The organism is Neisseria dentiae (assembly GCF_024580525.1).
Taxonomy (GTDB): Bacteria; Pseudomonadota; Gammaproteobacteria; order Burkholderiales; family Neisseriaceae; genus Neisseria; species Neisseria dentiae_A.
On the sequence record NZ_JANIKQ010000004.1, the window covers coordinates 88,926 to 108,489 of the forward strand.

Annotated in this window: 22 protein-coding genes; 15 read left to right on the forward strand and 7 right to left on the reverse strand. The window is 56.2% G+C overall.

Annotated elements, in window-relative coordinates:
• Nucleotides 1-31: 31 nt before the first annotated feature.
• The 3 genes from NQ012_RS04045 to NQ012_RS04055 form a co-directional block, all read right to left on the reverse strand.
• Entirely contained in the window at nt 32-745 is a 714-nt protein-coding gene (locus tag NQ012_RS04045) for an S-methyl-5'-thioinosine phosphorylase (RefSeq protein ID WP_257066326.1), read from the reverse strand.
• Between the two features lie 97 nt (nt 746-842).
• The gene (gene adhP / locus NQ012_RS04050; RefSeq protein ID WP_085364968.1) at nt 843-1,886 is read right to left on the reverse strand and encodes an alcohol dehydrogenase AdhP; all 1,044 of its coding nucleotides are present in this window, start codon (nt 1,884-1,886) and stop codon (nt 843-845) included.
• Between the two features lie 406 nt (nt 1,887-2,292).
• Entirely contained in the window at nt 2,293-3,081 is a 789-nt protein-coding gene (locus NQ012_RS04055; protein ID WP_257066330.1) for an inositol monophosphatase family protein, read from the reverse strand.
• A 172-nt stretch (nt 3,082-3,253) separates the two neighbouring features.
• Here NQ012_RS04055 and NQ012_RS04060 point away from each other — a divergent pair, with 172 nt between their 5' ends.
• From NQ012_RS04060 to rpsO, 4 genes are all read left to right on the forward strand, one after another.
• Nucleotides 3,254-4,063 carry an RNA methyltransferase gene (locus NQ012_RS04060; RefSeq protein WP_257066331.1) on the forward strand — a complete coding sequence of 270 codons (810 nt, stop codon included), beginning with the start codon at nt 3,254-3,256 and terminating at the stop codon, nt 4,061-4,063.
• 58 nt (nt 4,064-4,121) lie between these two features.
• Nucleotides 4,122-4,994 (forward strand): DUF1853 family protein, encoded by an 873-nt coding sequence (locus tag NQ012_RS04065; RefSeq protein WP_257066333.1) that lies wholly within the window; start codon nt 4,122-4,124, stop codon nt 4,992-4,994.
• A 68-nt stretch (nt 4,995-5,062) separates the two neighbouring features.
• Nucleotides 5,063-5,464, forward strand: coding sequence for a hypothetical protein (locus NQ012_RS04070; protein WP_257066334.1), 402 nt, complete (start codon nt 5,063-5,065; stop codon nt 5,462-5,464).
• Between the two features lie 196 nt (nt 5,465-5,660).
• Nucleotides 5,661-5,930, forward strand: a complete 270-nt coding sequence (gene rpsO, locus NQ012_RS04075) for a 30S ribosomal protein S15 (protein WP_085364963.1) — start codon at nt 5,661-5,663, stop codon at nt 5,928-5,930.
• A 189-nt stretch (nt 5,931-6,119) separates the two neighbouring features.
• Here rpsO and NQ012_RS04080 read toward each other — a convergent pair whose 3' ends face one another.
• Nucleotides 6,120-7,007 (reverse strand): LysR family transcriptional regulator, encoded by an 888-nt coding sequence (locus tag NQ012_RS04080; RefSeq protein ID WP_257066338.1) that lies wholly within the window; start codon nt 7,005-7,007, stop codon nt 6,120-6,122.
• A gap of 107 nt (nt 7,008-7,114) precedes the next feature.
• Here NQ012_RS04080 and NQ012_RS04085 point away from each other — a divergent pair, with 107 nt between their 5' ends.
• The 3 genes from NQ012_RS04085 to ppk1 all read left to right on the forward strand — a co-directional run bounded on the left by NQ012_RS04085 (nt 7,115) and on the right by ppk1 (nt 10,375).
• Entirely contained in the window at nt 7,115-7,513 is a 399-nt protein-coding gene (locus tag NQ012_RS04085; RefSeq protein ID WP_257066339.1) for a DoxX family protein, read from the forward strand.
• A 59-nt stretch (nt 7,514-7,572) separates the two neighbouring features.
• The gene (locus NQ012_RS04090; RefSeq protein ID WP_257066340.1) at nt 7,573-8,178 is read left to right on the forward strand and encodes a nitroreductase family protein; all 606 of its coding nucleotides are present in this window, start codon (nt 7,573-7,575) and stop codon (nt 8,176-8,178) included.
• A gap of 139 nt (nt 8,179-8,317) precedes the next feature.
• Nucleotides 8,318-10,375: a polyphosphate kinase 1 gene (gene ppk1 / locus NQ012_RS04095; protein ID WP_257066341.1), complete on the forward strand. Its 2,058-nt coding sequence runs from the start codon at nt 8,318-8,320 to the stop codon at nt 10,373-10,375.
• 125 nt (nt 10,376-10,500) lie between these two features.
• On the opposite strand, the gene tmk is transcribed toward ppk1, so the two are convergent.
• Together tmk and mltG are read right to left on the reverse strand one after the other, a co-directional pair.
• Nucleotides 10,501-11,121, reverse strand: a complete 621-nt coding sequence (tmk, locus tag NQ012_RS04100; protein WP_257066343.1) for a dTMP kinase — start codon at nt 11,119-11,121, stop codon at nt 10,501-10,503.
• 122 nt (nt 11,122-11,243) lie between these two features.
• On the reverse strand, nt 11,244-12,239 hold the full coding sequence (gene mltG, locus NQ012_RS04105) for an endolytic transglycosylase MltG (protein WP_257066344.1): 996 nt from the start codon (nt 12,237-12,239) through the stop codon (nt 11,244-11,246).
• Between the two features lie 136 nt (nt 12,240-12,375).
• On the opposite strand from mltG, the gene NQ012_RS04110 reads away from it, so the two are divergent.
• The 5 genes from NQ012_RS04110 to NQ012_RS04130 all read left to right on the forward strand — a co-directional run bounded on the left by NQ012_RS04110 (nt 12,376) and on the right by NQ012_RS04130 (nt 16,503).
• Nucleotides 12,376-12,531 (forward strand): lipoprotein signal peptidase, encoded by a 156-nt coding sequence (locus NQ012_RS04110; RefSeq protein WP_257066385.1) that lies wholly within the window; start codon nt 12,376-12,378, stop codon nt 12,529-12,531.
• Nucleotides 12,524-13,072: a 1,6-anhydro-N-acetylmuramyl-L-alanine amidase AmpD gene (gene ampD, locus NQ012_RS04115; RefSeq protein WP_257066345.1), complete on the forward strand. Its 549-nt coding sequence runs from the start codon at nt 12,524-12,526 to the stop codon at nt 13,070-13,072. The genes NQ012_RS04110 and ampD overlap by 8 nt, the downstream gene beginning before the upstream one ends.
• 79 nt (nt 13,073-13,151) lie before the next feature.
• Entirely contained in the window at nt 13,152-14,423 is a 1,272-nt protein-coding gene (locus NQ012_RS04120; RefSeq protein WP_257066346.1) for a cell division protein ZipA C-terminal FtsZ-binding domain-containing protein, read from the forward strand.
• Nucleotides 14,424-14,856: 433 nt separating this feature from the next.
• Entirely contained in the window at nt 14,857-15,129 is a 273-nt protein-coding gene (locus tag NQ012_RS04125) for an ACT domain-containing protein (RefSeq protein WP_085366997.1), read from the forward strand.
• A gap of 12 nt (nt 15,130-15,141) precedes the next feature.
• Nucleotides 15,142-16,503 (forward strand): PFL family protein, encoded by a 1,362-nt coding sequence (locus tag NQ012_RS04130; RefSeq protein WP_257066349.1) that lies wholly within the window; start codon nt 15,142-15,144, stop codon nt 16,501-16,503.
• Here NQ012_RS04130 and NQ012_RS04135 read toward each other — a convergent pair.
• Nucleotides 16,500-16,679: a hypothetical protein gene (locus NQ012_RS04135; protein WP_257066350.1), complete on the reverse strand. Its 180-nt coding sequence runs from the start codon at nt 16,677-16,679 to the stop codon at nt 16,500-16,502. The two genes, NQ012_RS04130 and NQ012_RS04135, sit on opposite strands and share 4 nt — an antisense overlap.
• Before the next feature lie 144 nt (nt 16,680-16,823).
• On the opposite strand from NQ012_RS04135, the gene NQ012_RS04140 reads away from it, so the two are divergent.
• From NQ012_RS04140 to ndk, 3 genes are all read left to right on the forward strand, one after another.
• Complete coding sequence (locus tag NQ012_RS04140) at nt 16,824-17,630, forward strand: DUF4198 domain-containing protein (RefSeq protein ID WP_257066351.1); 807 nt, start codon at nt 16,824-16,826, stop codon at nt 17,628-17,630.
• 115 nt (nt 17,631-17,745) lie between these two features.
• Nucleotides 17,746-18,897: a cell division protein ZapE gene (zapE, locus tag NQ012_RS04145; protein ID WP_257066352.1), complete on the forward strand. Its 1,152-nt coding sequence runs from the start codon at nt 17,746-17,748 to the stop codon at nt 18,895-18,897.
• Between the two features lie 219 nt (nt 18,898-19,116).
• Nucleotides 19,117-19,542 (forward strand): nucleoside-diphosphate kinase, encoded by a 426-nt coding sequence (gene ndk, locus NQ012_RS04150; RefSeq protein WP_257066353.1) that lies wholly within the window; start codon nt 19,117-19,119, stop codon nt 19,540-19,542.
• Nucleotides 19,543-19,564: the final 22 nt, after the last annotated feature.

Genomic DNA, 19,564 nt, shown 5'->3' on the forward strand with positions numbered 1-19,564 from the left:
GCCAAGGCTTGGGGCCGTCTGAAACGGCGGTTTACAAATCCACCAGCAGGCGGCGGATTTTTTCGATGGCGTGGATGTCGTCGAGGTTGCACGCGGCTTCGCGGCCGCTGTTCATGCAGGCGATGCCGGTTACGCCGCACAGGTGGGCGTAGGGCAGGCCGAGTTCGCGCGCGAGCACGGCTTCGGGCATGCCGGTCATGCCGATAATGTCGACGCCGTCGTTGCGGTAGCGGCGCACTTCGGCGCGGGTGGGCATGCGCGGCCCTTGCAGGCAGCCGTAAACGGCGCGGCTGTGCACGGGCGTGTTGTGGCTTGCGGCGTGTTCGAGCAGGGCGCGGCGCAGGGCGTTGTCGTAGGGGTCGGAAAAATCGGTATGCACCACTTCGTGCTGCTGGCCTTCGAAAAGCGTGCTGTGGCGACCGAAAGTGTAATCGACCAAATCGTCGGGCACCACCAGCGAGCCGGGTTCGTAGGCATCGCTCAATGCAGCTACGGAAGACACGGAAACCACGGCTTCGGCTTCTACGGAATGCAGCGCCCAAATATTGGCGCGGTAGTTGATTTCGTGCGGGGCGAGCGAATGGTTGAGGCCGTGGCGGGCGAGAAACACGATGCTGCGGCTGCCGAGCGTGCCGAACAGCAGCGGGCTGCTGGTGAGGCCGTAGGGCGTGCGCACGATACGGCGTTGGGTAATGTTGAGTTCGGGCAGTCGGGTGAGGCCGCTGCCGCCGATAACGGCTATCATGGGCTGCTTTCTTCTTGATGGTGGAGGGCTATTGTAATGGATAAACAGGCCGTCTGAAATATTTCAGACGGCCTGTGTTTGATGCTGCCATCAGGGTTTAGTGATTACCGCAGCCGCAGCTTGCTTTCATGTCGATAACCATGCGGCCTTGGATTTTGCCGTCGCGCATTTCTTGGAAAATGGCGTTGGTTTCGTCGAGCGTGCGTTTCTGCACCACCGGCACCACGATGCCTTCGGCGCCGAATTGGAAGGCTTCTTCCAAGTCTTTGCGGGTGCCCACCAGCGAGCCGACGACTTCGATGCCGTCGAGCACGATGCGTGGGATAGACAAATCCATGGTTTCGGGCGGCAGGCCGATGGCAACCACGCGGCCGCCGGCGCGCACGGCATCTACGGCGGAATTAAAGGCGTTGCGCGAAACGGCGGTAACCACGGCTGCGTGCGCGCCGCCCACTTTTTCCTGAATCACTTTGGCCACGTCTTCTTTGGCGGCGTTGATGGTGAAATCGGCACCCACTTCTTTGGCCAAAGCCAGTTTGTCGTCGTTGATGTCGATGGCGATAACGTGCGCACCGAATACTTTTTTCGCATACTGCACGCCCAAGTTGCCCAAACCGCCCGCGCCGTAGATGGCAATCCATTGGCCGGGGCGAACGCCGGAAACTTTGATGCCTTTATAGGTGGTTACGCCCGCGCAGGTAATCGAGCTGGCTTGTGCGGGGTCGAGGCCGTCGGGCACTTTTACGGCGTAGTCGGCATCGACGATGCAGTGTGTGGCCATGCCGCCGTCGGCGGTGTAGCCGGCGTTCAAAACGGTGCGGCACAGGGTTTCGCGGCCGGTGTTGCAGTATTCGCAGGCGCCGCAGCTTTTAAACAGCCAGGCGATGCTGACGCGGTCGCCTTTTTTCAGGCGGGTTACGCCGGGCGCCACTTCGGTAACGATGCCGATGCCTTCGTGGCCGAGCACGCGGCCGGGTTTTTGGCCGTAATCACCGGCGGCAACGTGCAGGTCGGTATGGCACACGCCGCAATATTCCACTTCTACCAGTGCTTCGTTGGTTTCCAGCGGGCGGATTTCGCGTTCGATAATATCTACGTTGCCGTCGCTGTTTTGGGTAACCACTGCTGCTTTCATTTTCATGGTGCATTCTCCTGATTCAAGTGATAAATGCAGAAACGGCGGTTGCGCGGCCGTTAGGGTCTGTCGACACAACGCAACGGCGGTATTTTTGGTCAAAATCCCCCGTCTGCGGCGTTAGGTAGCGTAGCGGACTTGCGAAGCTAAAATGCTCGCAAGGTGTTCAATCTTGCTGCGCTTTTTGCCTCAAAAAACCGCTTCGCCGGTCGCGTCGACAGACCCTAGGCCGGCATAATCCGCATCTGCTTCTGGGAGAAGTATGCACTTTTTTCAAATGGGAATCAAACTTATTTTTGATATAAGTCATTGAAATTAAAAATATTTAATGTTACGTTATAACATCGTTTGGTAAAAGGTAAAACAGGCCGTCTGAAATGTTTCAGACGGCCTGCGGGTTGGAGAGCAGGTTTTATTTCACATGCGGCGCGATGATTTGCAGCATCTGCGCGAGCACTTTCGGGTTGCCCGCCACCGTGTCGCCGCTTTCCAGCCAGCCTTCGTTGCCCCGCATATCGGTAACGATGCCGCCCGCTTCCTGCACGATCAGCGCACCGGCGGCGATGTCCCACGGTTTGAGGTTGAATTCGAAAAAGCCGTCCAAACGGCCGCAGGCCACGGCGCACAAATCAAGCGCGGCCGAGCCTTCGCGGCGGCCGCCTGCGGTTTTGGCGAGAATGTCTTTCAGAATGGCGAGGTAGGTGTCCATCATGCTTTGGTCAACCACGGGAAAGCCGGTGCCGATCAGGCAGCGGTTCAGCTCGATACGGTTGGATACACGGATGCGGCGGTCGTTGAGCAGCGCGCCTTTGCCGCGCGAGGCCATGTATAAATCGTTGCGCTCGGGGGCGTAAACCAGGGCTTCCTGCAACACGCCTTTGTGCAGCAGCGCCATCGAAATCGCATATTGCGGATGGCCGTGCAGATAGTTGGTGGTGCCGTCGAGCGGGTCGATAATCCACTCGTATTCGGCGGTGGCTTTGCCTTGCGTGCCGCCTTCTTCGGCGGTGATTTTGTGGTGGGGATAGGCTTCTTTGAGGGCGTCGGCCAGAATGGCTTCGGAAGTGCGGTCGACATCGGAAACGAAATCGTTAAACGCTTTGCTGTCGGTTTTTACGGCGTCCAAATCGCGCGAGGCGCGTATCATCATATCGCCTGCTTTGCGCGCGGCTTTGAGGGCGGTGTTCAAAATCGGGTTCATGGTGGCTTTTCCAATCGGGCTAATCGGGTACAATAATGCGCAAACCAACTCGGCGTTTTGCGGTTTCCAATGTTTTTTAAAGAACGTTTCAGACGGCCTTTTCAATTTGGCTTCAGGCCGTCTGAACAATGAAATCGAAGCCCGTATTATACCCCCGTTACGAAAATAAAACATGAACAATCCCAAACCCGCGCTGCCGGACTATCTCGGCAATATCCGCATTGTGCTCGCCCGCACCAGCCATCCCGCCAATATCGGCTCCGCCGCCCGCGCCATGAAAACCATGGGTCTGCACCGTTTGACGCTGGTTGCCCCGCAGCTTATCGCCACGCCGGTAACGGCGCACCCGCCCGTGTTCGATGCGGCTAACCCGCAGTCGTTCAGACTGCCCGAAGAAAGTTTCGTGCTGGCTTCGGGCGCCGCCGACGTACTCGAAAACGCCCGCATCACCGCCACGCTGGCCGAGGCGCTGGCCGACACCGCCTTAAGCTGCGCCCTTACCAGCCGCAAACGCGAGCTGACCGCGCCGCTGCAAACCCCGCGTGAGCTGGTTCCCGAGCTGTTGCAGGCTGCCGCACAAGGGCAGCAGGTGGCGCTGGTGTTCGGCAACGAAACTTTCGGTTTGAGCATCGAAGAAGTGCAAAGCTGCAACCGCCTGATGACCATCAACGGCAATCCCGGCTATTTCTCGCTCAACCTTGCGCAGGCCGTGCAGGTGGTGTGCTACGAGCTGTTCAGCCAAACCGATGTGCCGATGACGCATCTTGAGCAGCAAACACGCCCCGCCACCCACGAACAAATCGCCGGCATGGTTGCCCATATGCAAAGCGTGATGGAAAGCGTGGGCTTTTTCAACCGCCGCAACAGCGACCGCCTGATGCGCCGCATGCAGAGCCTGTTTATGCGGGCGGACACGCAAACCGAAGACATCGACATCTTGCGCGGTTTTTTAAACACCGTTAAACGCAATTTGAAAGATTGAGTTTGAGGCCGTCTGAAACCGTTTCAGACGGCCTGTATCCCATGAATCATAAACAGCTATGAATTACTCCCTCGACGCCCTGTGGTGGCGTTTAACCGACCCCGACGTGCGCGCGCTCGCCTCGGTTCTCACCGCGCCCGCACTCTGGCACAGCGGCGCCGAATTGGGTGTGCGCGAACTGTTGGGCGGCAAAGGCTTCCGTTATCTGCTCGATTTGGACGGCAACCCCGAAAGCCTGCGGCAATATCTGCAAGCGCGCCGCCCGTTCGGCAACCGTTTGGGTTGGTATGCCGAAAGCCTGTTGGCGTTTTGGCTGGAAACCGCGCCGCATACCGTGCTGTTGGCGCAAAATGCCGTGGTGCAAAACGAACAAGGCCAAACCGCAGGCGCGGCCGACTTCATCGCCCGAATTAACGGGCAGCCGTGCCACATCGAACTAACCTGCAAATACTACGGCAGCCGAAGCGGCAGGCCGTCTGAAATGATAGGCTTGAACCCGCACGACCGTTTGGCCGATAAAGCCGCCAAGCTCACGCAGCAAACCGCCTTGCTGCAAACCGAAGCAGGGCAGGGCGTGTTGCGCGGGTTGGGGCTGCAACCGCAGCAGGTGCGCGCCGTTACGGTGGTGCGCGGCATCGGTTTTTCGGCCGCCGCGCAACCCGGCAACCAAGCGCCGTTAAACCCCTATTGCTGGCACGGCCTCTATATAGAAGATTGGGCGGAATATGATTTTTCAGACGGCCTCAAGCGTTATTATGCTTTGCCGCGTATGGATTTTTTAGCCCCCGCGCGCATCGCCGGAAACGAAACGCAGGGCGCAGACGATATCCGCAGTTTGGAAAGCGGCCTGATTGCCGAACTCGAACGCCGCCCCGACGGGTACTGGCATGAAGTCAACCGCCTGATGAAAGCAGACCGCTCCGGCGGGTAAGCCGTGCAATTTTCCCGAAAAAAGCGTAAATTCCATTTTCATGGGTATCCGCCCGAAAGGAGAGCGTTATGAACAAAACCCGCACCTTGATTGCCTTAGCCGCCGCCCTGCTGCTGGCCGCCTGTGCCGTTACCCCCGAGCAGCGCGCCGCACGCGAAGCGGCGCAGAAAAAACGCGAGCAGGATTTGCAGGTGGCGCTGGCGGCGCAGTGCGACAAGGAAACCGCACAACTGATGCGGCAGCAGTTCGAATTGTCGGCAAATCCGGACGCGCCCGTACAAAAATCGTTCCGCCTGCGCTATGTGGATAAGGTTTCCGACCCGATGTTCCAAGCCTGCTACAAAATGGCGTGGCAGAATTACCTTGCCCGCCAAGAGCTTGAGCGTATGCGCTATTATGACGACTGGGACGATTTTTACTATCCGTTCCGCGGGCCGTTCCGCCGGCCGTTCTGCCATTACTGCTGGTAGGCCGCAGCTTTTTGAAACAGAGGCCGTCTGAACAAACGGCTTCTTCGGCGCGGTTTTCACAAACCCGTGCAAACCGCTGCAAACTGTGGCATAATCGCGCATTCCGTTTGAAACGGATTTTAGGAGTTTGCACGGGTTTAGGCTTGGCAAACTTGTCCGAACCGCAAGGTTCATTATTTTTCGGAGTTTATCCATCATGGCATTGACCGTAGAACAAAAAGCGCAAATCGTTAAAGATTTCCAACGCAAAGAAGGCGATACCGGCTCTTCTGAAGTGCAGGTTGCATTGTTGACTTTCCGTATCAACGATCTGACCCCCCACTTCAAAGCCAACCCCAAAGACCACCACAGCCGCCGCGGCCTGTTGAAAATGGTGAGCCAGCGCCGCCGCCTGTTGGCCTATCTGCGCCGCACCCAGCCCGATACCTACCGTAACCTGATTACCCGTTTGGGCCTGCGTAAATAATCTTGATTCTGATGGCAAACGCCGCTTCGTTTTAAAAGAAGCGGCGTTTTTTATTGCAGGGTGGGCTTGCAAAGGTAGCAGGCCGTCTGAAAATACCGCAGCCGTACATTTGGCTTCGCCGTCTGGTATGGCGTTTCAGACGGCCTCAATGAATTTTAAAAAAGCCTTGCCCGGCATATTTCGCTGCGTTCAACCGGCGGTTTTCTCGCTTAAAAAATCGATAAAGCTGCGTACTTTCGCGCTTAAAAACGTGCGGTCTATATAGGCTGCATATAGTTTGGTGGTGAAAATATGGTAATCCGGCAGCAGCTGCACCAGCCTGCCCGAAGCCAGATCTTCGTCCACACACCATGCGGGTTGGTAGCCGATACCGGCACCTGCACGGATCAGGCTGCCTGTCATCAGCGTGCTGTTGGAGTGGGCAACAGGGTTCAAGGCCAGTTTGGTGCGCTTGCCGCTGCCGTTGTGGCGTATTTCGATGCCGCTCATATCCACATAAGAAGCCAGCACCGCCGGATGGTTGCCAAGCTCTTCCGGGGTTTGCGGCACGCCGTTGCGGCGCAGGTAATCGGGCGAGGCAAGCAGCAGAAATTCGATATCGGCCAGCGGCTTCACAATCAGCGAAGGGTTGGGCGTGTCGGATACGCGCAAGGCCAGATCGTAACCTTCGGCAATCAGATCAACGTGGCGGTTGCTCAAATCGAGATAGAGCGACACGTCGGGGTAACGTGCGGCGTATTCGGCCAGCCAGCCGCTGAAACGCGGGTTGGCGAACCACCTGGGCATGGTGATGCGCAACACGCCCTGCGGTTTGTCGGTGCCGTTGGCGGCTTTGCGGGCGGCGGTTTCCAGCGTTTCGAGCGCATAGCTGCATTGGCGGAAATATTCTTCGCCCGTTTCGGTTAAGTGCAGGTTGCGGCTGTTGCGGTGCAGCAGCTTGGCTTGGATGGTGTTTTCGAGATGGCTCACGTGCTTGCTGGCCATGGCGGTGGAAATGCCGAGCTGCTCGGCGGCGCGGGTGAAGCTGCCGCTTTGCACCACTTGGCGGAATACTTTGAGACTGAACAGGGTATCCATGTTTTCTTATTAGTAAACGTTGTTTCAATAAAAGGATTGTATATCAATAAAAATTAAACGGCTATACTGCGCACGTTTTAACTAAATACACATACACAAGGATTTTCATGAACGTTTTATCCCGTTTTCAGCCTGTTATTCTTTCTATTCTGCGCATTGCCGCAGCCTATATGTTTATGCTGCACGGCACGGCGAAGCTGTTTGCCCTGCCGCATGTGGAAATGTTCGACGGCCTGCAACTGATGTCGGTTTACGGTTTGGCCGGTGTTTTGGAAGTGGTAGGAGGCGGCCTGTTGCTGCTGGGGCTGTTTACCCGCCCCGTTGCGTTTGTTCTTTCCGGTCAGATGGCGGTGGCTTATTTTATGTCGCACGCCTCGTCTGCGCCATTGTTCCCCCTGCTGAACGGCGGCGAACCGGCGGCATTGTTCAGCTTTATCTTCCTTTACCTGGCCGCAGCCGGCGGTGGTGCGTGGGCTTTGGACAATGCATTCAAAAAAGCAGCATAAGCACTTTGCTTTGCTTGAATGTTTTATTAAAACCAGCTGATTTTATTTAAGGAAATATTATGACTTACCAAAATATCCAACAAACGGCAGAAACCCGCCGTTCGGTTTATGCGTTAAACAAAAACCTGCCGCTGCCGGCGGCGGAAGTGGCGGGCATCGTCGAGCACGCCGTGCTGCACACGCCTTCTTCGTTTAATTCGCAATCAACCCGCGTGGTGGTGTTGTTCGGCGCCGAGCATGAAAAATTGTGGCAGTTTGCCGAAGACGCATTGCGCGCCATCGTTCCTGCCGACAAATTCGAGCCGACCCAACAAAAACTCGATATGTTTAAAGCAGCCGCAGGTTCGGTGTTGTTTTTTGAAGACCAAGAGGTAGTGAAAGGTTTGCAGGCGCAATTCCCCACTTATGCCGACAACTTCCCCGTTTGGGCCGAGCACACTAACGCCATGCACCAATATGCCGTATGGACCACATTGGCCGCAGCCGGTATCGGTGCCAATCTGCAACACTACAATCCGCTGATTGACGCAGCCGTTGCCAAAGAGTGGGATATTCCCGCTTCGTGGACTTTGCGTGCGCAAATGGTGTTCGGCGGCATTGCCGCCCCTGCAGGCGAAAAAACGTTTGCCCCGTTGGAAGGCCGCTTCAAAGTGTTCGGCGCATAATTTGCTTTTAGTAGTTGATTAACCGATAGTTAGGCCGTCTGAATGTTTTTCAGACGGCCTGTCGTTATGATGATGAAAGTATTGCCGAAAATGTTATACTTTACGGTTAATACCTAATATGCCGATTACGGAGCAAATAATGTCTGAAACCAACCGATTACTCTGCCGCGAACTCAGCCTTCTGGCCTTCAACCGCCGCGTCTTGGCGCAAGCGCAGGATACGCGCGTGCCGCTGTTGGAGCGCTTGCGCTTTTTGTGCATCGTATCGTCGAACCTCGACGAATTTTTCGAAGTGCGCATGGCTTATCTCAAGCGCGAGCAGAAGCAGCGCCCCAATTTGATTCTCGACAGCGGCAAAACCCCCGCCGAAACCATCGCCGCGGCCCGCGAAGAAGCCCGCGCGCTGATACGCGAGCAATACGCCCTGTTTAACGAAGAGCTGCAACCGGCCTTGAGCAAAGAAGGCATACATTTCTACCGCCGCCGCAACTGGACACCCGAACAGCGCGCGTGGATTCAAGATTATTTCGACCGCGAGCTGCTGCAAATCCTCACCCCCATCGGCCTCGACCCTTCGCACCCGTTTCCGCGCCCGCTCAACAAATCACTCAACTTCGCTGTCGAATTGGTGGGCACCGACGCATTCGGCCGCGCATCGGGCATGGCCATCGTGCAGGCGCCGCGCATCCTGCCGCGCGTGCTCAAACTGCCGCCCGAAATCTGCAACGGCGACAACGGCTTCGTGTTTTTATCGTCGATTCTGCACGAATACGTCGGCAAACTCTTCCCCGGCATGGAAGTCAAAGGCTGCCACCAGTTCCGTCTCACGCGCGACAGCGACCTGACCGTTGACGAAGAAGACCTCAAAAACCTGCGCACCGCCATCCAAAGCGAACTGCAAGACAGGGAATACGGCGACGGCGTGCGCCTAGAGGTAGCCGAAACCTGCCCCGCCCACATCTACGAATTCCTGCTCGGCCATTTCAAACTCGATATCAACGAACTCTATCAAGTGAAAGGCCCCGTCAACCTCGTGCGCCTGATGGCCGTGCCCGACATGGTAGAGCGCCCCGATTTAAAGTTTCCGCCTCGCACGGCGGGGCTGCCCAAAAGCCTGACCAAAGGCAAATCGGTGATTGACGCCGCCGCCGCCGCCCCCGTGCTGCTGCACCATCCCTACCAATCGTTCGAGCCGGTGGTGCGCTTTATTCAGGAAGCCGCCGCCGACCCCGACGTGGTGGCCATCAAAATGACGATCTACCGCACCGGCAGCAGCTCCGAGCTGGTGAAAGCCCTGCTGCGCGCCACGCAGGCGGGCAAAATCGTAACCGTGGTGGTGGAGCTGATGGCACGCTTCGACGAAGCCAACAACGTCAACTGGGCGCAGCAGCTTGAAAACGCCGGCGCGCACGTGGTGTACGGCGTGTTCGGCTACAAAGTGCATGCCAAAATGGCGCTGGTTATCCGCCGCGAAGAAGGCGTGCTCAAACGCTACGCCCACTTGGGCACCGGCAACTACCATCAAGGCACCTCGCGCATCTACACCGATTTCGGCCTGATTACCGCCGACGAAGACCTCACCGCCGACGTCAACACCCTGTTTATGGAAATCACCGGATTAGGGCAGCCGGGCCGTCTGAACAAACTCTACCAAAGCCCGTTTACTCTGCACACTATGCTGATGGAAAGTATCGCACGCGAAATGCGCCACGCCCAAGACGGCCGCCCCGCATGGATTATCGCCAAGATGAATTCGCTGATTGAACCCGGCATCATCGAAGCACTTTACGCAGCCAGCGCCGCCGGCGTGCAAATCGACCTGATTGTGCGCGGCATGTGCGCCCTGCGCCCCGAAGTGCCCGGCCTGTCCGACAACATCCGCGTGCGCTCCATCATCGGCCGCCAGCTCGAACACTCGCGCGTGTATTATTTTTATAACGACGGTGAAGAAAACACCTATATTTCCAGCGCCGACTGGATGGGCCGCAACTTCTTCCGCCGCATCGAAACCTGCACGCCCATCGAAGACGCCGCCCTGAAAGCCCGCGTGATACGCGAAGGTCTCACCCTTGCCCTGCAAGACAACCGGCAGGCATGGCTGATGCGCCCCGACGGCAGCTACGTGCGCGCCGAGCCTGCCGAAGGCGGGGAGGAAGCGAGCCTGCAAGACCAACTGTGGGCGGAATACGGCGCTTAACGGAACGGGTGTTTGGGAAGCAGACACAGCTTTCGTAAAGCTTCGGGTCGAGATCTTTGCAAAAATACTTTAAGGCCGTCTGAAAAATGTTTCAGACGGCCTTTCGATATCCAATCAAAATTCAATCAGAGCCGGAAATGTCGGTTTAGCGCGGCTTCGATAGATTGCCGTACGGCTTCGCGCTCGCGGTTGCTGTCGATAACCGCATAGCGATCGGGGGCGGCGGCGGCGCGGTTAAGGTAAACATCGCGCACGCGGGTGAAAAAGGCGGCTTCTTCCTGCTCGAAGCGGTCTTTTTCGCGGTTGCAGCTGATGCGTTCCATAGAAACTTCCAGCGGCACGTCGAGCAGGATGGTCAGATCGGGGCGCAGGCCGCCCTGAACCCAGTTTTCAAGTGCGGCAATGTCGGCCAGCGGCACGCCGCGGCCGCCGCCCTGGTAGGCGAAGGTGGCGTCGGTGAAGCGGTCGGACACCACGTTCACGCCGCGTGCCAGCGCGGGGGCGATAACGCTTTCGATGTGTTGGCAGCGTGCGGCGAACATCATCAGCGTTTCGGTGCGCAAACCGGCTTGGGTGGCGGGGTTGAGCAGGATTTCGCGCAAAGCCTCGCCCACCGGCGTGCCGCCCGGCTCGCGGGTAAACAAAACCGGCAGGTTGCGGGTTTCAAACCAGTTGCGGATAACGGCGAGGTTGGTGGATTTGCCCGCGCCGTCGATGCCGTCGAGCGTGATGAATTGTGCCTGCATGGTGTTTGCTTTTCAGGGGGGGATAGGCGGCATTATAAAAGAAATCGCGTTAAAGGCCGTCTGAAAACATTTTTGTTAAACAGAAGCAAAATGTTTTCAGACGGCCTGTGCGGTGTTATGCCTTATCTTTTCAGAATATATTTGCGCACGGCGGCGTTGTGTTCGTCGAGCGTGTGGCTGAACTGGCTCAAGCCCGTGCCGTCCATCCTCGAAACGAAATACAGGTATTTTTCGGCGGATGGGTGTGCGGCGGCTTCGAGCGCGGCTTTGCCGGGCAGCGCAATCGGCGTGGGGGTGAGGCCCGCGCGGGTGTAGGTGTTGTAGGGGGTGTCGCGCTGCAAATCGGCTTTTCGGATGCGGCCTTTATAGGCGTCGCCCATGCCGTAAATCACGCTGGGGTCGGTTTGCAGGCGCATACCGATGGCAAGGCGGTTGGTGAATACGGCGGAAACGTGGCGGCGGTCGTTTTCGTGGGCGGTTTCTTTTTCGATGATGCTGGCCATAATCAGCATTTCATAGGGGTTTTGATAGGGAAGCCCGCTCTGGCGCTCGTCCCACGCGGCTTGCAGATTGCGCTGCATGGTTTGGTAGGCGGTTTTGTAAATCTGGATATCGCTGCTGCCTGCGTCGATTTCGTAGCTGTCGGGGAAAAACAGCCCTTCGGGGTTGCTGCTCGGCGCGTCGGGGGCGATTTCTTGCAGCAGTTTTTCATTGCTCCAGCCGCGGGTGCTGTGTTCGATATCGTCGGTTTCGTTGATGATGCGGCGCATCTGCGAAAAACGCATACCTTCCACGATACGCACCGTTACCGAATCGGGGCGGCCGCCGCGCAGGCGTTGCAGAATCTGCCAGGCGGAAACCTGTTTGGGCAGGCGGTAGGAGCCGGTGTGCAGGCGGTTGTGCACGCCCAACACATAAGCGGCGGCCAACAGCGCATGGCGGCTGTAAACCACGTTGTCATCGGCCAGCTTGCGGCTCACCGAGGCAATACCTTGGTTTTTTTCCACTTTCAGACGGTAGGTTTTTTCGTTGTTTTTCGGCGTAAATAACAGCCCTGCCCAAACGGCGGCGAACAAAATAAAAGCGGCCGAAAGCCATTTCAACAATTTTTTCAGCATGGTAGGATTCGTGTGTGTCGGTTCAGGCGGCAGTATAAAGCGAAAACGGCGTTTTTTGCAGCGCCGCAGTTTAGCGGCGGCGTTAAAAGTATGAAAGGCCGTCTGAAAACAAGAGTGGAAACATTTGAAAAACATTATGAGACCTTTGCCAAATCCCCATCTGCGGCGCATTTCTGCGTTGTGCGCTGCTCGCTTGCTTGCCTATCTGCTTGATATGTCTGCGCTCGCTGCGCTGCTACGCCTTGAACTGCATCCACATCTGGGGGTTTGGCAAAGGTCTCATTATGGATAACTGGCAACAAGGCTGGTGGCTGCCCGCGCGGCGCACCGATTCCCCCAATTTCGGCCCCAGGGAAAACGGCGAAACCGTTTCGCTGGTGGTTTTGCACAATATTTCGCTGCCCCCGTTCGAATACGGCACGGGCGCGGTGGAAAAGCTGTTTACCAACCGCATCAACCCTGAGGAACACCCGTTTTTCAGCGTGATACACCCATTACGCGTGTCCAGCCATTTCTTTATCGACCGCAAGGGCGAAACCGTGCAGTTCGTTTCGTGCGACGATGTGGCCTATCACGCGGGCGTTTCATCGTTTCGCGGGCGCGAAAAATGCAATGCGTTTTCGATAGGCATCGAATTGGAAGGCTGCGATTTTGAACCTTTTACCGATGCGCAGTATCAATCATTAAACACCCTTTTGCGCGCGCTGGCGGCACGCTACCCGATAGAGGCGGTTACCGGCCACCAGCATATCGCCCCGGGCCGCAAAAGCGACCCCGGACATTTTTTCGATTGGGAGCGGGCGGCGGAGGGCGGCATCGCAATCGTGCGCTGAAAGATGCTGCCAGAACAGGCGATTTTCGTTATAATCGCCGCATTAAACCAAACCCCCACGGATTAACGGATTATTACATATGAGTGAAACCACACTGATTATCGTCGTGCTCGTGCTCGCTGTTATTTTGGGCGTGATTGCCTACAATATGTATCAAGAAAACAAATACCGCCAGCAGGTGCGCGAGCAGTTCGGCCATTCCGATAAAGATGCCCTGATGGGCAGCAAAACCGATTTTGTGCGCGACGGCCAATCGCAAGACCAAGCCGGCGCGCCCATCCGCCCCCTGCGCCAAAAAGATATTTCCGAGCAGGAAACCTTGGGCAGCAAAGACGATTTGTTTGCCGCCAAAGTTTCCGAAGCGGCCGCGGGCAAGCCCGACGTGGAGTTTGAAATGGAAGACGATTTCACCGAAACCGTTATCCAGCCCGAAGTCAAACCCGCCGACGCCGCTTTCGACTTCAAAAAAATGGCCGCGCCGGTGTTTTCGCAAACCAAGCTGCAAGGCAAGCGCAAACTGCTGCTTGATCTGAACGACCTCACCAAGCTCGAGTTGCCGTGGTTCGACCACCGCTTCGACTATATGGCCTATATCTCGCTGCACGAAGCGCAGGAGCTGCATTCGATTCCCCGCCTTTCCAGCCGCCACCGTTTCCAAATCGCCGGCTGCACCATGGACGACCGCTTCCAAATCGCCGAGCCGATCCCCAGCGTTTACTACCAAGGCTTCGTTATCGGCCTGCAAGCCATCAGCCGCAGCGGCCTGGCCACCGTGCAGGAGCTTGAAAACTTCGGCGACCAGGTGAACCAGTTTGCCGAAAAAATGAACGGCGGCCTGCTGCTCACCGATGTGGAAACTTTCTTGAACGTTGCCCGCCCGCTCGACGAATTGTGCGCCCGTGTCGACCAAACCATCGCCATGCACCTCGTTTCGCGCGGCACCGTCAGCGGCACCGAGCTGCGCGCCGCCGTGGAAAACCTCGGTTTCGAGCTGGGCGTCGACGGCGCGTTCCACCTGCCCAACGAGCAGGGCGAACCGCTGTTCAGCATCATCACGCTCGACAATTCGCCTTTCACTTCCAGCCTGCTTGCCAACCAAGCCTACCGCGGCTTCAGCATGCTGTTCGACATCACCCACGTGCCCGCAGGCGAAAAACAGTTCAACCGCTTTATGGATTTGGCGGTGAAACTTTCCAGCACGCTGGGTTTGGATTTGGTGAACGACAAACTCGAAGAGCTTTCCACCCAATGGCTCAAAGATGTGCGCAGCTATGTGCTGGCGCGTCAGGAAGAAATGCAGAAAGTGGGCATCGAACCGGGCGGCACATTGTCGAAACGCCTGTTTTCCTAACCGCATTCCGGCATCAAGCGAAAGGCCGTCTGAAAGGAAAGTTTTCAGACGGCCTTTGGTTTGCGGTAAAGCAAACAACCCTCGGCCAATCGCGGATTTAAGCCGGCAAAGGCATGGCAGCGTGCCCCTTTTTCTATACAATACGGCTTATTTTTTCAGACGGCCTTTTGTTTAAAAGCAGGCCGAGACCTTTGCAAAATTCAAATTACCACCTGAAAAATCTGATTTCCGTCATTCCCGCGCAGGCGGGAATCCAGGTGCTTGGCGTTCAAGTATTTGTTTAATCAATACTTCAATATTTCCATCTGGATTCCCGCCTGCGCGGGAATGACTGGATTTAAACATTTCAGACGGCCTCAGCGAATTTTGCAAAGATCTCAGGCCGTCTGAAACCCCGTTTCAAACCTCAAACTCAACGCTAAGGAAACGCAACATGAGCAATTCAGTGATTACCGTTATCGGCAAAGACCGCGTCGGCATCGTTTACGACGTATCCAAAATCCTTGCCGAACACAAGCTCAACATCCTCAACATCAGCCAGCAGCTGATGGATGATTTTTTCACCATGATTATTCTGGTGGATACCGCCGAATGCCCGAAATCGCGCCAAGAGATGCTGGATTTGTTTGCCGAAGAGGGCAAAAGGCTGGCGTTGGACATCCGCATGCAGAACGAAGAAATCTTCAATGCCATGCACCGCATTTAAAGGGGCTGAATCATGAGCAAAAGCATACAGTCCAACGAAATTCTCGAAACCGTGCGCATGGTGGCCGACCAGAATTTCGACGTGCGCACCATCACCATCGGCATCGACCTGCACGACTGCATCAGCAGCAATATCGACGAACTCAACCGCAACATCTACAACAAAATCACCCGCACCGGCAAAGATTTGGTTCAGACGGCCGCTTATCTTTCGGCCAAATACGGCGTGCCGATTGTGAACCAGCGCATTTCGGTAACGCCCGTCGCCCAAATCGCCGCGGCCACCAAAGCCGGTTCGTATGTGAGCGTGGCGCAAACCCTCGACCGCGCCGCGAAAGCCATCGGCGTATCGTTTATCGGCGGCTTTTCCGCGCTGGTGCAGAAAGGTATGTCGCCCGCCGATGAAACCCTTATCCGCTCGATTCCCGAAGCCATGAAAACCACCGATATCGTGTGCAGCTCCATCAATATCGGCAGCACCCGCGCGGGCATCAATATGGATGCGGTGCGTTTGGCGGGCGAGATTATCAAAGAAACCGCCGAAATCACACCCGAAGGCTTCGGCTGCGCCAAAATCGTGGTGTTCTGCAACGCGGTGGAAGACAACCCCTTTATGGCGGGTGCGTTCCACGGCTCGGGCGAGGCCGATGCGGTGATTAATGTGGGCGTGTCCGGCCCCGGCGTGGTAAAGGCCGCGCTGGAAAATTCCGACGCGCGCACCCTAACCGAAGTGGCCGAAGTGGTGAAGAAAACCGCCTTTAAAATTACCCGCGTAGGCGAGTTAATCGGCCACGAAGCCGCCAAACGCCTGAATATCCCGTTCGGCATCCTCGATTTGTCGCTCGCGCCCACACCCGCCGTCGGCGATTCGGTGGCGCGTATCCTCGAACAAATGGGCTTGAGCGTGTGCGGCACCCACGGCACCACCGCCGCGCTGGCATTGCTGAACGATGCCGTGAAAAAAGGCGGCATGATGGCTTCGAGCGCGGTGGGTGGTTTGAGCGGCGCGTTTATTCCCGTGTCGGAAGACGAGGGCATGATTGCCGCCGCCGAATCGGGCATACTCACGCTCGACAAACTTGAAGCCATGACCGCCGTCTGCTCGGTGGGCTTGGATATGGTGGCCGTGCCCGGCACCACGTCGGCGGCCACTATTTCGGGTATCATCGCCGACGAGGCGGCCATCGGCATGATCAACAGCAAAACCACCGCCGTGCGCATTATCCCCGTGCCCGGCAAAGACGTGGGCGACAGCGTGGAATTCGGCGGCCTGCTGGGTTATGCGCCGATTATGCCGGTGAAAGAAGGCTCGTGCGAAGTGTTTGTGAAGCGCGGCGGGCGTATTCCCGCGCCGGTGCAGTCGATGAAGAATTAGCAGCGACGCTGCGCACCGTTGAACTCAATCTGCTTCAGACTGAGACCTTTGCAACCCCCCAGATGTGGATGCAGTTCAAGGCGTAGCAGCGCAGCGAGCGCAGACATATCAAGTAGATAGGCAAGCGAGCGAGCAGCACACAACGCGGAAATGCGCCGCAGATGGGGATTTTGCAAAGGTTTCAGACTCTGAGAAAGGGCATAGAGAAGCAACCGAGGCCGTCTGAAAACCTTTTCAGACGGCCTCGGTTTATTTTTGCCTGTATGTGTTATATTATAACAAAACTTTTAAACCCTTATTTCCAACCAAGCGAGAAAACCATGAAAAAAACAGCCTTGTTTACTTTAGCCGCTTTGCTTTGCTCAACCGCCGCCCACGCCCACCGCGTTTGGGTGGAAAGCGCCCACACCCACGGCGGCGAAATCCTCAAAGCCGAGCTTGGCTACGGCGAGTTTCCTGATATGGAGCCGATCGCCAAAGACCGTCTGCACATCTTCCGCAAGCCTATGCAGCTTGTTACCGAGAAAGGCAAAGAAGATTTGGTGCAGAAAGGGCAGCATAACTATCAATACCAAAGCAAAAAGCCTGTGAAAGAAGGCAGCTATCTGGTTACCGCCGAATACCAGCCCACATTCTGGTCGAAAAACAAAGCCGGCTGGAAGCAGGCCAGCATCAAAGAAATGCCCGATGCCGAGTATTGCGAGCAAACCCGTATGTACGGCAAAAATATCGTTAACGTCGGCCATGAAAGCGCCGACACCAAAATCATCACCCGCCCGGTAGGCCAGGGCTTGGAAATCGTGCCGCTCGACAACCCCGCCAACGTGCATGTGGGCGAACGTTTCAAAGTGCGCGTGCTGTTTAACGGCGAGCCGCTGCCCGGTGCCGTTGTTACCGCCACTTTCGACGGCTTCGACACCAGCGACCGCAGCAAAAACCATAAAGTGGAAGCGCAGGCGTTTTACGATAAAACAGGTGATGACGGCAGCGTAGATATTATCCCGCTGCGCCAAGGCTTCTGGAAAGCCAATGTCGAGCACAAAGTCGATTTCCCCGACCAAAAAACCTGCCAGAAACAGGCCAGCTACACCACGCTCACGTTCCAAATCGGTCATCAGGCACACTAAAACGGCGTGATTGCCCGCCCAACTGTTTTCAGACGGCCTCTGTTTTAATAAACACTTGGAGGCCGTCTGAAATCATTTATAATGCGCCCATATTGATTTGCATAAATGTTAATAGATGAATAATAAAGAAAACCGTTTTGTTCCGCCCGATTTCAGCAACCACAGTCCGCTCACCTGGTATCAAGCCGCCTCGGAGCAGCCCGCGTTTATCCGCGATGCCGCCCAAGCCAAAGCCATCGAATATCTCGACCGGCTGTGGACCGAATTAATGATGTTCAAACGCAAGCGCAACCGTTTTCTGGGCCGCAGCCTGCGTTCGCCGCAACTGCCCAAAGGGCTGTATTTTTACGGCGGGGTAGGGCGCGGCAAGAGTTTTCTGATGGACGTGTTTTACGGCTGTCTGCCTTACCGCCGCAAACGCCGCGTACACTTCCACGCCTTCATGGCCGAAGTGCACCAGCGCATGAAAGCCCTGAAAAGCGAAGCCAACCCGCTCAAAGCGGTGGCGGCGGAAATCGCCAAAGAAACCCGCGTGCTGTGTTTCGACGAATTCCACGTCAGCGATATTGCCGACGCCATGATTTTGGGGCGTTTGTTGGAAAACCTGTTTGAAGGCGGCGTGGTGCTGGTGGCCACTTCCAACTACGCGCCTTCGGAACTCTACCCGCAAGGGCAGAACCGCAGCAGCTTTCTGCCCACCATCGCGCTGATCGAAAGCAAACTTACGGTTCTCAATGTGGACGGCGGCGAAGACTACCGCCTGCGCACCTTGAAACCCGCCGAGGTGTTTTATGTGCCCGACAGCGAAGAAAACGAAGGCAAACTCGCCTCGCTGTTTGCACAAGTGGCGCACGGAAAAGCCAAAAATCCCCGCCCGATTACCATACACGGGCGCGAACTGATGTGTAACGCGCACGACGACAAAGCCATCTGGTTCGACTTCCGCGCCCTGTGCTTCGGCCCCCGCTCGCAGGCCGATTACCTTTATCTGGCCGAACGCTACGAAATGGTGTTTGTGTCGGGCATCGAAAAACTGAGCGAAGCCGAAAAGGCAGAAGCCCGCCGCCTCACCTGGCTGATAGACGTGTTATACGATTTCCGCGTTAAATTTTGCGCCACCAGCAAAGTTCCCGCCGAAGAAATCTATGTGGAAGGCGACTTCGCCCACGAATTCGTGCGCACCGTCAGCCGTATGGTGGAAATGCAGTCGGAAGAATATCTGGCGCTGCCCCATTTAACGCTCGGCAAAAAAAATGCCGATATTTAACAAAATATTGGCAGAGTTTGATAAAATACGCGCCCCGATTTTTGTTTAAATCAAGAATTATAGTGAAACAAAATAAAAAGGAGACAAGGCGCCAAGCCGCAGACAGTACATAGTACGGCAAGGCGAGGCAACGCCGTATCGTTTTTATTTTGTTTTGCTATTAAAGAAAAACAGGTGTTTTTACCTGTCGGGAAACTTCATTAATTAAAGGAATTTTTCATGGCTATCGAACGTACCATTTCCATCATCAAACCCGATGCAGTTGCCAAAGATGTGATCGGCCAAATCTACAGCCGTTTTGAAAACAACGGCCTGCGCATCATCGCCGCCAAAATGAAACACCTGAGCACCAAAGAAGCCCAAGATTTCTACGCCGTACATAAAGAGCGCCCGTTTTTTGCCGACCTGGTTGCCTTCATGACCAGCGGCCCCGTTATGATCCAAGTGCTCGAAGGCGAAAACGCCGTGGCCAAAAACCGCGAATTGATGGGTGCGACCAACCCGAAAGAAGCCGCCGCCGGCACCATCCGCGCCGACTTTGCCGAATCTATCGATGCCAACGCCGTACACGGTTCCGACAGCCTGGAAAACGCCGCTAAAGAAATCGCCTATTTCTTCAGCGAAAGCGAAATCTGCGCCCGCTAAGCGGCCGTGCAACTCTTCGGGC